The 12,757-nt window shown below is 60.6% G+C and carries 13 protein-coding genes; 4 read left to right on the top strand and 9 right to left on the bottom strand.

The window, feature by feature from the left end; translation table 11 throughout:
- Nucleotides 1-50 precede the first annotated feature (50 nt).
- The 3 genes from KIT02_RS03120 to KIT02_RS03110 form a co-directional block, all read right to left on the bottom strand.
- Nucleotides 51-923 (bottom strand): metallophosphoesterase, encoded by an 873-nt coding sequence (locus KIT02_RS03120; RefSeq protein WP_297582105.1) that lies wholly within the window; start codon nt 921-923, stop codon nt 51-53.
- Entirely contained in the window at nt 920-1,480 is a 561-nt protein-coding gene (locus KIT02_RS03115) for a metallophosphoesterase family protein (protein WP_297582103.1), read from the bottom strand. The genes KIT02_RS03120 and KIT02_RS03115 overlap by 4 nt, the downstream gene beginning before the upstream one ends.
- A 390-nt stretch (nt 1,481-1,870) precedes the next feature.
- The gene (locus KIT02_RS03110) at nt 1,871-2,719 is read right to left on the bottom strand and encodes a hypothetical protein (protein WP_297582101.1); all 849 of its coding nucleotides are present in this window, start codon (nt 2,717-2,719) and stop codon (nt 1,871-1,873) included.
- Nucleotides 2,720-3,749: 1,030 nt separating this feature from the next.
- On the opposite strand from KIT02_RS03110, the gene KIT02_RS03105 reads away from it, so the two are divergent.
- On the top strand, nt 3,750-4,220 hold the full coding sequence (locus KIT02_RS03105) for a hypothetical protein (protein ID WP_297582100.1): 471 nt from the start codon (nt 3,750-3,752) through the stop codon (nt 4,218-4,220).
- A gap of 25 nt (nt 4,221-4,245) precedes the next feature.
- Here the strand turns inward: KIT02_RS03105 and KIT02_RS03100 are convergent, their stop codons facing one another.
- A complete protein-coding gene (locus tag KIT02_RS03100; protein WP_297582098.1) occupies nt 4,246-4,470 on the bottom strand; it encodes a hypothetical protein in 225 nt (74 codons plus the stop codon).
- A gap of 49 nt (nt 4,471-4,519) precedes the next feature.
- Entirely contained in the window at nt 4,520-5,392 is an 873-nt protein-coding gene (locus KIT02_RS03095) for a hypothetical protein (protein WP_297582096.1), read from the bottom strand.
- Between the two features lie 450 nt (nt 5,393-5,842).
- Here KIT02_RS03095 and KIT02_RS03090 point away from each other — a divergent pair, with 450 nt between their 5' ends.
- From KIT02_RS03090 to KIT02_RS03080, 3 genes are all read left to right on the top strand, one after another.
- Nucleotides 5,843-6,223, top strand: a complete 381-nt coding sequence (locus tag KIT02_RS03090) for a hypothetical protein (RefSeq protein WP_297582094.1) — start codon at nt 5,843-5,845, stop codon at nt 6,221-6,223.
- 547 nt (nt 6,224-6,770) lie between these two features.
- Entirely contained in the window at nt 6,771-7,148 is a 378-nt protein-coding gene (locus KIT02_RS03085) for a hypothetical protein (protein WP_297582092.1), read from the top strand.
- Nucleotides 7,148-7,462: a hypothetical protein gene (locus KIT02_RS03080; protein ID WP_297582089.1), complete on the top strand. Its 315-nt coding sequence runs from the start codon at nt 7,148-7,150 to the stop codon at nt 7,460-7,462. The genes KIT02_RS03085 and KIT02_RS03080 overlap by 1 nt, the downstream gene beginning before the upstream one ends.
- Before the next feature lie 386 nt (nt 7,463-7,848).
- On the opposite strand, the gene KIT02_RS03075 is transcribed toward KIT02_RS03080, so the two are convergent.
- The 4 genes from KIT02_RS03075 to KIT02_RS03060 are packed head-to-tail and all read right to left on the bottom strand — an operon-like array spanning nt 7,849 to nt 12,756.
- On the bottom strand, nt 7,849-8,859 hold the full coding sequence (locus KIT02_RS03075) for a hydroxyacid dehydrogenase (protein ID WP_297585089.1): 1,011 nt from the start codon (nt 8,857-8,859) through the stop codon (nt 7,849-7,851).
- Nucleotides 8,856-10,709, bottom strand: coding sequence for a DUF2264 domain-containing protein (locus tag KIT02_RS03070; RefSeq protein ID WP_297582087.1), 1,854 nt, complete (start codon nt 10,707-10,709; stop codon nt 8,856-8,858). The genes KIT02_RS03075 and KIT02_RS03070 overlap by 4 nt, the downstream gene beginning before the upstream one ends.
- Nucleotides 10,709-11,740, bottom strand: coding sequence for an oligopeptide/dipeptide ABC transporter ATP-binding protein (locus KIT02_RS03065; protein WP_297582086.1), 1,032 nt, complete (start codon nt 11,738-11,740; stop codon nt 10,709-10,711). Before KIT02_RS03065 ends, KIT02_RS03070 begins: the two co-directional genes overlap by 1 nt.
- A complete protein-coding gene (locus KIT02_RS03060; RefSeq protein WP_297582085.1) occupies nt 11,737-12,756 on the bottom strand; it encodes an ABC transporter ATP-binding protein in 1,020 nt (339 codons plus the stop codon). The genes KIT02_RS03065 and KIT02_RS03060 overlap by 4 nt, the downstream gene beginning before the upstream one ends.
- Between the last annotated feature and the right edge of the window lies 1 nt (nt 12,757).

The following is a 12,757-nucleotide window of genomic DNA, read 5'->3' as shown; positions in this document are numbered from 1 at the left end:
TATTGCCCGTATTTTGGCGATTTTGGACTTATAGTGCCCATAAGCCCCGATCAGGCGCTCGGTGGTCGCGGTGCCGGCACATCGATTTCGATGACGCGACCCGCATCGAAACCGTGATTTCTCTCGCTGGCATCGAACGCGTAACCCCGCGGATTCGACACGATCCGCGTGCCGCCGATCGTATAATCGACGGCGCGGTGGATGTGCCCATGCAGCCAGAGATCCGGCTGGCTCTCGTCGATCAGCAGCGACAGATCCGACGCATAGCACCAGTCGAGCCGGCCTCGGTGACGATCATCGAGGCTTTGCGGAAGCGGTGCGTGGTGCGTAACCACCACCGTGGCGCCATCGTGCGACCGCGCCAACTCCGATTCCAAAAATGCCCTGGTGTCGCGGTGAGCGGCAATCGTGTCTTCGGGACTGAGGCGCTTCCGCTTGCCGGGATGGAGGCTGCTCTGGCGTTTGATGCGGCGATAGTCATTCATCCCGAAGCGACCGGCTGCCTCGGCGATTTTGGCGCGGACATCGCCATAGCCGATGCTGGAGAAATCAGTCCACAGCGTGCCACCCGCGAAGCGCACGCCGTCGATGACGGTCGCGCTGTCGTCTAAGAGGTGGATACCCAACTCGCCAGCGAGATCGACACCGCGACGGCGCATCTCCGTCATTGTGAAGGGTGCGTCGGGATCGCTGTAGAAGTCGTGGTTGCCGGCGACGGCAACCACGGGCACGCCGGCGAAGCGGTCGGCAATCCAGCGCAGCGAGGACGTCAGCGGCACGTCGACGTCGCCAGCGAGGACGACGACATCGAAGCCATCGGCGGGCGCGTGAATGGCGGGGTCGAAGCGCGTGTGAGGGGTCGCGGCCGCGGTCGGATCGCGCATGAATTCCTGATGCAGATCCGAGAGCAGCCAGATCCTCATGGCTTGATCTCGATCGCTTCGACGTCATCAGTGTCGTCACGGAAGTCGAGCTTTGGCTGCAGCTCGAGCCGAGCTTTGATCTGGGGCCATGTCACGGGCGCATAGCCCATCACATCGACACCCACGTCGATGCTCTGGGCTGTCCCCGGGAGTTTTCCGTGCGAGTGCCCATACAGCTGCACACTGCCCCTTCTCATATTGCGCCAGACGCGCAAGGAGTAGTGGCAAAGAACGAGTGTCTGGCCATCGACCGTCGTTTCGGTCAGTTGATCGATCGACTTCCACGGCAACTTCAGGGTCTCGCCCTTGAAATCGTGGTTTCCGACGATCAATCTCTTGGTGCCATTGAGCATTTCGAACAGCCGGCGGGTCCATTTCGGCGACGCACGGTAGGCGAAATCGCCTAGGTGCCAGACCTCATCGTCGGGTTGGACAACGGCGTTCCAAGCCTCGACGAGGCCCATGTCATGCGCGGTGATATTGTCGTAGGGACGATCGCACATCTTGATGATGTTGGCGTGCCCGAAATGATGGTCGGCGGTGAAGAAGATGGTCATGTGGATAGTCTCCGTGATGACCAGTCTATGCCCCGGGCGCTAGCAAGGAACTAGCATCAGATCACCCGATACTGCCGCGACCCGGCCGGCACTCTTTCGAGCCCGACATTCCGCAAGATCGACGGCGACACCGGTTCGTCGCATTGACCGCCGCGTGCAGCGTTTGCCTCTTCACGCCCCATGCCGCCGCGACCGCAGCAGCCGGGGTGAATTTGGAGATCTCGTGCGCTCGCCGCGGTGCTAGGTCGAGTCATTGTAGACGACAGCCTACTGGCGCATCCAAGCTCATCCGAGTGCTCTCATGATGATGTCGGTGACGAAAACGACGGTGACGAAAACGACGGCGACGAAGAACTCGGCACCAGATATGAAGGCGGCGGCGGAGCGTGATCAGTCAGTCCCCAGATCCATGGAGCCGAGCGCGCGACAGCGGCCTTCGCCGATGTCTTGCGGGCGCGGTGACGATGGCGGTGGCGGCGGGACAGGCCGAGTGCTGAATGCGGCAGCGATGGAAGCCATGTCCTCCCTCTCACGCTGCCGCTCAGCTTCGCTTGCCAGCCACACGCGGTGCTGCACGTCGATGTAGATCCTCCGAACCGCGTCCGAGACCGCGTCAGCTTCCTTTACGGTCATTTCCATCATAGAGGCGAGGATCAGGTCCGAGCAGCCGATGATCGTGTCGACGCCAGCGACCGCGTAGCGCTGAAGGTCTGGTCCGATCTTCGACCCCGGCTCATGCATTCCGATGTACTCGGCCATCTCACGAACTTGAGCCATCTTGTAACCGACGCGCTTCACACGGGCCTTCTCGCGACGCTTGAGCTCGCGTTGCCAGATCTTGTCTGCCACGATAGCCTCGGCGCCTTCGAGGCCCCGGACGCGAACGGCCTTGGGCCTAAGCTCGGGTCCGCAGAGCTCGAAAACGCGTTCGGTCTCGACGAGGTGCCACCTGTCGTTCGAGCGGACAACGAGACGCTGACTGATCGCCCAGGCGATGAGCTCACCAGCGCGCAGGGCATTTAAGCGCGTCGTGTATGCACCGGTGGCAATCTCGAAGTGATAGCGATCGGCAATGGCTTCGGCATCCAGTGCGGACGAGGTGCCGTATAGAGCCAGCAGGCTGACATTCCGAGTGTAGTCCATTCGGTCGCCGCCCGCGAAGAATGGACGCTCGGGGTTCGCTGTGGCCTCGACGATCTCGCGCAGTGACAGTTCATCGAGAAGCTTACCGTCGATCATGATAGCTGGCATCGACCCGACACCTTTACTGCTGCGCCGACCCAAGCCAGCGACGTCTTCTGGACGACTAGAGGGGACACTATAAACGCCCACGATATTTGGCATCACGATCTGCGAGCCTACGAACTGCAAGTGCTTCCGGGGACACCTCAGCGGGGCCGACGTAGCCCTCGAGCGCGTCAGCCACTTCGACCAAGGGCTGCGAAATCATCCCAAGGATGGCTCGAAACGCCTTTTCGTAGCCGAGGTCATCACTCGCAGCGACGGCTTGGTCGAGATCGACGAGAGCGTTCTCCAGCGAGCGTCGGTTCAGCGAGACAACGTCTGGCAGGCAAGCTGATCCCGTAGCTCCAGTGGCAGCGCAAAATTTCGTCATTGTGGTGCCCCCCTACTTTGGTCTGCATAACCGAATGGCTGCGTCCAATCATATTCGGCTGCGCGTCGCATCGCGTCAGATTCATCACCTTGGAGGAAGTTCGGAAGGTCGCTCCCAGTGAGCGCTTCCGCTGAGGGGCGATCCGAAATGACCGGCGGCCGGTGCAGCGAAACGTCCATGCAGATCGCCCGCTTTGCCGATGGTCTCGAGGTGGCAACTGGTCGGTATCCGATTTTCATCGATGTCGGCTCCGTGGCTTAACACGAAAAAGATCGGGGGATTGACAGCCACTGTCCAGTGGGGAGCTGGCGCGAAAAGCCCGTCAAGCCCCGGGGTTTGCGCTGATTCAGAGGCAACGATCCCGATTCTATTGGCCGAGCTCGGGTTCAAAAAAATCCAAGAAAAATTTCGTCTTGTTCCGTGGAGGGGTCTTTTTTTGCGTTCTCGGACGTCGAAATCATCGTTTCCAGACGATCGAATTGCACAAACCGATTCGCGCAGGGAACCAGCGGCCTTGCCGCCCATAGATTTTGTATACGGGACAATGGGTTGGCGCGTGGGCGAGTTATAGCGTAGCGTTGGAGTTGTTCCTTGCTACGCTGACGACGATCCTTTTGGCATCGACGGAGAGACCGTCCGCTAGGAGAGAGACCAATGAGATCGATCATCAAGGCTATCGCCGCGATATTGAAAGCGATGCCCCGCCTTGTGCTTGAGCGCGCGCAGATTGCCGGCCGCTGGATTCAGCGCCTAGTTGCCGTGCCGGCGCCGGTAGAGCCCGAAGCCCCGGAGCCGCCTACTGCCCGCGATACTGCCGATGAGGAGCACCTCGCCGCCATCAGAACGGCGGCAGCCCATATTGCGGCCGGACAACTGCCGCCCTCCCGGGCCGTCGATAAGCTCACGGAGATGGATTTCGAGTGGCTGGCAGCGATCTCGCGGCCGATGCTGTGCAAGATTGTTGGCGCCCCCGATGCAGACCTGTTGGCCCACATCAGGGGCAACAGGCCGCTCCGTGGCGTGCTCGCACGCGATCATAACGCCGTAAATGAATATCGCGCAGCGATGCGGAGAAAGCGCCGAGAAGACGAGCTCAATAACGAGCTCGAGTTCGTGCCAGCATGATCAACGGGGGCTACGGCCCCCGTTTTCAATGGACGTGTCGGATAGCGGCCGCAGCGAGGATACGCATGCCGCGAGATGTACGCTCGCGACGAAGAGCGGCGACCTCGGCTTCGAGGCTGGCGATGCGGCCATTGGCGCGGTGCAGCTGGCGGTTCTTGCGATCGACGATGGCTTGCCCATCGTCCACGGCATCACGCAGATTCGCATGAGCGGCCTGAATGACGGCGACGGTTTCCCACGACACGTTCATGATGCATCTCCTGTGTTGGCAGGCACTATGCCCCGGAACCCCGGACATTTCACGGATCCGATCGGTCACTTTTTATGAGATTCCGATCTCGGGCTTCGCGAGCGGCGTTGGACGCGATGCCGAGGTGCCGGGCCCTGGCATTGAGCGGACCGAGGCCGCCATCCAGTGTGATCCTCGACAGCCATATGTCGAGCCCACGGACGCGCTGATCGATTCCATCACGCTCGAGATAGGTGTCGACGGCGAAGCCTGCTTTGTACAACTCGCGCTGCAGTGGACATGTCGCGGAGGCGGTGGCAAGCAGCCGCTGGATCTCAGACGGGCGCAACATATCGTAATAGCCGAACACGTCTGGCAGGCGATCTAAGGGCACGCGGACGTTGTAGGCCGGCAGCGCCCCGCCTGTCGTCCTGAAGTCGATATCCCGCGAGGGATAGTCCGAAGCCTCCCACGCCGCCCAACGACCGAACAAGGCCATCGAATACCTCGACGACAGGCCGCGCACGGCTGAAGGCGTGATCGACGCCATGGCCTTGGCATTCAAGGCCTCCTCGACGAGGGCGATGACGCGTCTGTCGATATCGATCAACCACGTGCTGCCTTCGCGCGTCCAGCCTTTGATGCAGGGCATGACGTTGTTGTTAAGCATCAAGTCGGTCCCACGCAGCCGCTCGAGCGATGCCTCGACGCGTGGGAGATGCTCACGGCCGGTCGCGGCTTTGACCCGCGGCTGGAGCAGGATGAGACGTTCACCGCTGATCGAACGAGCGCCGTCGAGGATCGTCCAGAACAGCAGGATGTCGTCGCCTGTGAAGCCCTTGCCCGAGGGACGACTGCTACCACGGATGTCGCCTGCTGCCGCGTATCGGGCATGGCCAAGAATAGGCAACGGGACATTGATGGGCTGGATCGGACGAGGCATTGCTGGCCTGCTGACAATAAACAACGGTCAAGATGGAATATCCCTATGCTATGAGCACATTTCAAGGCCATCGGTTGTTTTTTGTCGGTCCTATACACTAAGCTATCAGACTCTTAATTAGCTAACAGACGCGCGCGCGAGGAGCGAAGCGATGCGGTGTCAGACGTTAGCGGTCCACTGTCGATGATAGCATGGCATTGGCGTGGGAATGTTTGTTGGCGTTGATGGCGCATTACGCTGTCTGGGTCTTTGAGGGGATTGGACGGCGCTTTGCGCGCAAAGCGCTACGCCGTCCATTGCTGGCATGGGATTGCTCTGCGCCGCCACTGACGAAGTCTCGCCGGCTGCCACCCCCGCTCGATTCCGGACTTTGCAGCATGACCGTCTCACGGCCGCCAACGTGAAAAATCACGTCTTGTAGCTTGCTGCATCCCGGGGAAAGCTCGGACTATGGCAAGGACGAACAAACAGAAGCGAGCACAGGCACTGGCGGCTGGCAGGGCACGGCAGGACCGCCGGCGCGAGAAGATGGCTGCGCTGGGAAAGCCACTCACGTCGAAAGTCGATGGTGCGATCGTCGAGGCTCTCGCTTTCAACATGGCAGATGCCGTGCTGTCAGGCGCTCAGACTGACGCCTTACTGTCCATCGCCGAACTGGTCGAGACAGCACTCGTCATTCTCGTCGACAGGCAAGGCTACGATCGCAGGCAGTCCAAGCTCGCCATCGCGCAGCGAATGTCGTTGCGCGACGAGCATCGCGATCCGTCGTTCATTCCAAGCCTGCATCCGATCCCGTCGCTGCAGGCTGCTCGAGCTGCGATAGCGCAGTGACCCATGACACCCCCGTTACCCCCTCGCAATGGATCACGCCGCTTCGCGTGATCCGGTCATGGTTGTTCTATGCATGGGTAACAGTTATATAGAACACTGTAGACTATGCATTTTGCACTTCACGACCGCTCGCGTCTGGACCTCCGGCCGGGCGGTCATTTTTTTGTTGACGTAAGAAGGCGCCCAGCAAAATAGACCGGTCCATGGCGACCACGTTTTACAAGATCGACAGATCCAACTTGCAGATCGACTTGGCGCACGATGTGACGCGCGAGGACATTGTGCGATTCCGGTACGACGCTAAGGATGGCGGCAACATCACTACTCGAAAACCTTCACTTATCGCGTAGTGGAGTTTGGTGCTGCTGCCATCTGTGCAAGAAACATGAAGCTTGATGCTCCAAGCTTCACTTTCGATCAGTTAAATGGCTGTTATGGGGTGGTGGATTCCGGTCGGTCCGCTTTCGGTTTTCAAAGTGACAGAAGCGGTCATCGGGAAAGCGGAACGTTGCTGTGACGGCTTTATGGTGTGTCGGCCATCTGCTTCATGCCACTAAGTGACACGCTGCGGACCCTGCTCCGGCTGCTGGTCGCAAGAGCGGGCGGTCGACTGAACACGCACCGATCCGAGGAGCATGGCATCGAGAAGGCGTATGTCGACCGACTGAGCTCGACCCTGATCGAGCAGTACAAGCTCTATGTGGAGACTTTTATGGTGGATCTCTGGAGCGACCATGGCTTCATCGAGTTCCGGGTTGGCTTTGCCTTGCGTTCAGATCACAAGCTGCGCAGCGAGGTCTTCGGGATCGAGGCCACCGAGGCCAACAATGACGTTGAGCGCAGGGCTGTCATTGCGGCGCTGTTCATGGAAATCGAGGACTATATCGACGAGGCGATTGCCGGCCAGCTCGAGGCGATGAACTGATGGTTCGCGTGCCCAATACCGTTTCGTTTCGAGCGCTTGGCCTTGAGCCGGATGAGGCGGATAACGACGGCGTTCCCTTGCGTCCACTGCACACCATGTCCGATCGTGAAGCCAACGATTTTATTAAGCGGTGCGCGGCCGCACTGCGCTCGCACGGCCATAATTTCCAGGCAGGGCGTGACAAGGAAAACGCTCTGGCGGCTTTCGAATCCACATTGTCGTTGTTGCTGGAAGTCCGGGATGTCTATCCCGCCAAGCGCGCGGATATCGACCAGATTCTTGTCGCCAACGGCTACCCGGTCCCGGAGAACTGAGCGTGTGCAACCTTTATTCGGTTACAACCAATGTGGAGGCCAACCGCAGCAATTTAATGCAGCGGACGGCTGTCCAGCACTTCAAGCTAGTCCACTGCCAAAATATTGTAGTGCGCCAGCCCAAAGTTGCGCAGGGCAACGCCCGACTTGTGTACTTGATAGGCGCCCGGTAAGAGCCCGATTTCAACCTCCTCCACGCCTGCAGCCGCGGGATGTCAAGTCAGGAATTGGAGCGTTCCTAAAGGCCAAGCCTCCCCTCACTCCTCTCCGTCTGCGGCCAGTCCACCCTCTCCCCCCGGAGAGGGACAGTATCGGCGCGCAGAATCATTCTTGTCCCACTTGGGGGAGAAGGTGGCGCGCAGCGCCGGATGAGGGGGCCTCCTCCATCACGCCAATCTCTCCAGCAGTTCCGGCTCGATCTCGTACAGCAGCGGTTCGCTACGAGCGTAACGCTCGATCTCCTCCACCACCATCAGGCCCAGCCGGGCCCGTTCCGTGCCGATAGCGCCGGCGACATGCGGCGTCAGGAACACATTGGGCAGGGAAAAGAGCGGCGAATCTTGCGGCGGGATTTCGGGGTCGGTGACATCGATGACCGCCTGAATGCGCCCCGACTGCAATTCGGCCACCAGCGCCGCCTCATCCACCAGGACCCCGCGCGCCGTATTGATGAAGGCGGCCCCGTCCTTCATGCGACCCAGTTGTGCCGCCCCGATCATGCGCCATGTGCTCGGCAGCGATGGTGCGTGCACCGAGACAACGTCGCTTCGGGCCATCAGCGTATCGAGGTCGACCAGTTCGGCCTCCTTGGCGATAGGGTCGCCTGCTTCAACAAAAGGATCGTAGAGCAGCACGTTGACATCAAATCCCGTTAGCAGGCTGGCCACTTTCCGGCCGATGCGCGAGGCGCCGATCAGGCCTACCGTGCGCCGGAAATTCCCAATGGGCTGATCCATCAATTGAGAGGCGGTTCTTCGCGTCGGGTCGGCGCGGTAAAGGTCGCGCAGCTCGAACACCCGCTTGTTGGCGAAGAGGATCGCGGCGAGCGTGAACTCGGCCACCGGAACGGCATTGGCCTCGGCCGCATGGGTGACGCGAATGCCAGCCGCGTAAGCATAGGGGTCAATCGTATATTTCACGGTGCCCGCCGCGTGGGCGATGAGTTGTAGCGACGGCGCCGCTCGCAAAACCTCCGGCGACAGTCTGGGGCAACCCCAGCCACTGACCAGCACGTTCGCTTCGCTCAGCAGTTGCCTCGCCTCGGGGCTTGCAAAACTTGCAAGGGGATCGGGTGATAGGATCGTGCAGCTTCGGCCCAGACGCTCCAGCGTTTCAGGCGGAAACACGTGCTCGGTTTTGTCCGGGTCGAAGGCAAAGATCAGGTGCGGCCGCATCAGAGACGCTCCGGCACAAGGATAGCGCTGACATCCACACCCTCGCGCAGAAACAGCGCCTCGAGCGCCGCGAGGTCGGGAGCTTGCGGCGGCCTGACCAGAGCAGCCTCGGCGATCTGCCCCGCCGGCAATGCCATGGCCGCAGTCATGAGCAGGATGGTGCCCGCCGGTATGTCGCCTCGCAATTGTGGAACAATGGTTTTCGAGGCAATCAGATTGGTGTTGGGTAACGCGCGGAAGGCTCGCCCCTCCCGCGACCCGGCCAGATCAAGGATGGCCGAGAGATCGGCTTTCGAGCGGGCGACGGCCCTGCCCGGCTCGTCCACATAGTCGTCGACGTTGAGATCAGCTCGATCTATGGCAAAACCGCCTTCGGTGCCGTGCAGCGCGCGCGGAGTGGTGATGCGGTGGACGCGCAGATGCCACGGATTGGCGGGAATGAGCCAGGTTTCGACCTTGACATCGCTCCATGGCTCCCAAACCGCATGAAGGCAATTTTCGGCGATTTTTGCAGTTTTATTGGTTTCGCGCACCCGGTAGTGGCGGCCGTCATCGCTCAGGGCCAGCGCACCATCGAAGGCGCCGGAATGATATGAGCGCTCGTCGGCTTCCACCGAAAATCCGTAGCGGCTGGAATAGACAAACTTGGCGTATTTCTCGCTGCCATGGCGCATCTGCCAAGTCTGCTGGCCACTTGAAAGCGCGACAACATTGCCGAGCGTGTGCTGCATCACCATGCCCGGATGCTTCAAAGGCACCGGCTTAGGGTCAAAACCGGCCTCCTCTTCTTCGGCGGTCCAGAAGGGATGATCGGCCGAAAGAGCCAGCGGCAGAAAGGCCTTGAGCGCCCAATAGGGCGAACCAGCTGAGTTGTAACTCTCGGACATCAGGAGCTGCGGATAGGCAAAGCCGATGGAAAGAACGCCATTGCCATGAGCAATAGGCTTATCTGCCCACCAGCGCAGATGGCGCATGAAATGGCCCTTGATCTTCCCCCAGGGCAGGCCCTCGACATTGGCAAAGGCAAGCGCGCCCCAGAAGCCGCCACAGGCAAAGCGATAGGTCAGCGAGCGGCCGAAGGCCAGCGTGCCGCCATCCTCGTCAAACCAGTGCTGGATGTCCTGGGCAAAGCGTTTTGCGCGCTCCTTGTAGGCTGCCGCGCGCGCCTCATCGCCACGCGCCAGCCTGGCGTAGATCAGCCCATAAAAATGCATCGCAAAGGGGATGTAGTGATCGATCCGGCGCACATTGCCGTCGCGATACCAGCCATCGCCCAAATAGAAGCCGTCGAGCTCTGCAAGGTATTTCTCTGTCAGCGTTCGGTCAAAGTCGACGCCGCACTCTTCCAGCCCCAGATCGACAAGAATGCGGAAGAATTTCCAATTGTTGTCTACATAATCAGACTGACGCGCATGCTTGAGATAGGCCGCCAGATTGGCCTTGGCCTCTTGGCTCAACGGTTCCCAGACCAGGTGTGGCACCATCCGCATGGTAAAGCCGATGGCGGCCAGCTCGACCATCCGCTGATCGGTCGAATTCACCTGGCCCCAATATTCGGGATGGTCTGGGTCGGTACCATTGGCCAGGCCCTGCCGGTAAAGATCCCAATATGCCAGGTCGGCGCCGCCAGCCGCCAGAGGGGTAAGGCCCCAGAGCGGCCGGGCAAAGCCTTCCAGGTCCGCCGCGGCGCGGTCAAAATGGGCAGCCGCACCATCGAGCCGGACGCGCGCGCCGCCTTCTGAGAAATATGGCAACAACGGATCGAGCAGATCACGCAAGCCCTTTTCGACATCAGCGCGCGTTCGCAGCGGATTGCCAAAGAACGGATTTGCGGTGGCCGGGTTGTAGGTCATTACGCAATAGCCCTTGGTGGCGCTTCGTACGCACCCTTGAGATCAAGTGTTTCGGCAAAGTGACAGGCCGCCAGCTGCGCCGTGCCGTCGATGGGCCTGAGCGAGGGCTTTTCACTGCGGCAGCGGTCGGCGGCATATTTGCAGCGGGTATGGAATGGACAGCCCTGAGGACGATTACCGAGATAGGGAATTTCTCCCCGCACTTCATCACGCTTGCCCCTGCGCCGCAATGGATCGGCGATCGGCAGGGCTTCGAGCAGCAGTTCGGAATAGGGGTGCCGCGGTCGATCAAAAAGCATCTCGGTGGGCGCATTCTCCACGATGTGCCCCAGATACATAACCACGACGCGGTCGGCGATGTAGTTCACCACGCCCAGGTCGTGGCTGATGAAAATATAGGTGAGGCCGAACTCTTGCTTGAGATCGTCGAGCAGGTTGAGCACCTGCGCCTGAATGGACACGTCGAGCGCTGACACCGCCTCGTCGGCAATGACCAGGTTGGGGTTGAGCACAAGCGCCCGGGCAATGCCGATGCGCTGCCTTTGTCCACCCGAGAAAGCATGCGGATAGCGACCGGCCGCATCAGCGGAAATGCCTACCCTTTCCAGTGTCGAGATCACGCGGTCTTCGAGCTCCGGCCCCTTGGCAAGGCCATGAATGCGCAGCGGCTCGGCCACAATGTCGAACACCCGCATATTGGGGTTCAGCGAGCTCATCGGGTCCTGGAAGATCATGCGGATGTCTTGCCGCCAAGGCTTTAGCTGGCGCTTCGACAGCGCCGACAACTCCACGTCGCCGCCTGACCTGGGATGATAGACCACCCTTCCGGCGTTGGCGGGCTGCGCCTGGATAATGCAGCGCCCCAGCGTTGTCTTGCCACAACCGCTTTCCCCGACGATGGCCAAGGTCTCGCCTGCTTCCACTGTCAGGTTGATATCGGTCAGTGCCTCGAGCCGTCGCTCCGCCCCGAACAATCCGCCCGAAAGCGTGAAATGTTTCGAAAGATGCTCCACCGTCAGCAGCGTGCTCATGCTATCTCCTCAACCGGTGCGCGCGTCAGCAGGTGGCAGCGGGCATGATGCCCATTGCCGACATCGGTCCGGCCCGGACGAACATCCGGGCAGGGTTCGAACGCATAGGGACAACGGCTGGTGAATGCACAGCCCTCGGGACGATCGCGCGGCGAGGGTACATTGCCCTTGATGGGGCTCAGACGTACACGGTCCGCCTTACGCGCCATCTTGGGAATTGAGGCCATCAGTGCCTGCGTGTAAGGGTGGCTGGGTCGGGCGAACACGTCATACACATTACCCTGCTCTACTACGTCCCCCAGATACATCACCGCTACTTCGTCAGCGATTTCCGCCACCACCCCCAGGTCGTGGGTGATGAACAGCATGGCCATGCCGAACTCCGACTGCAGGTCGCGCAGCAGATCGAGGATTTGTGCCTGCGTCGTAACGTCCAGCGCCGTCGTCGGCTCGTCGGCGATCAGCACTTGCGGCGTACATGCCAGCGCCATTGCAATCATGGCGCGCTGCCGCAGCCCGCCGCTCAGCTCGAACGGGTACGCATTGGCTCGCTCCCGCGCGCCGGGTATTCCCACCTGGTCGAGCAGCCTCACCGTATGTTTGCGCGCCTGCTTGGGCTTAAGCCCCTCATGGATGATGACCATCTCATCGATCTGGTCACCGATCGTATGTACTGGCGACAGTGAGCTCATCGGCTCCTGGAAGATCATCGCGATCTGGTTGCCGCGAATGCTGCGCAGGGGCAGGCTGTCCTGCTTGAGCTTGACGATGTCCACCGGCTCCTGCCCCTCCGGCGAGAACAGGATGCGGCCGGATGGAATGGATGCATTCTTGTCCAGCAGGCGTAACACCGCCCGCGCCGTCACCGACTTGCCGCAGCCGCTTTCTCCCACCAGCGCCAGCGTCTTGCCCGGCGTAAGTGTCAAATCCACCTGCCGCACCGCCTCGATATCGGCCTCGTCCGGCGAGGCGAAGACGATGGACATGTCGGAAACGGTTAGAATAGGTTGGGTCATG

The sequence above is a fragment of the Devosia sp. genome (assembly GCF_025809055.1).
GTDB lineage: Bacteria > Pseudomonadota > Alphaproteobacteria > Rhizobiales > Devosiaceae > Devosia.
Note: the sequence above shows the minus strand (reverse complement) of the source record. Positions and strands in the feature narration are given on the sequence as shown.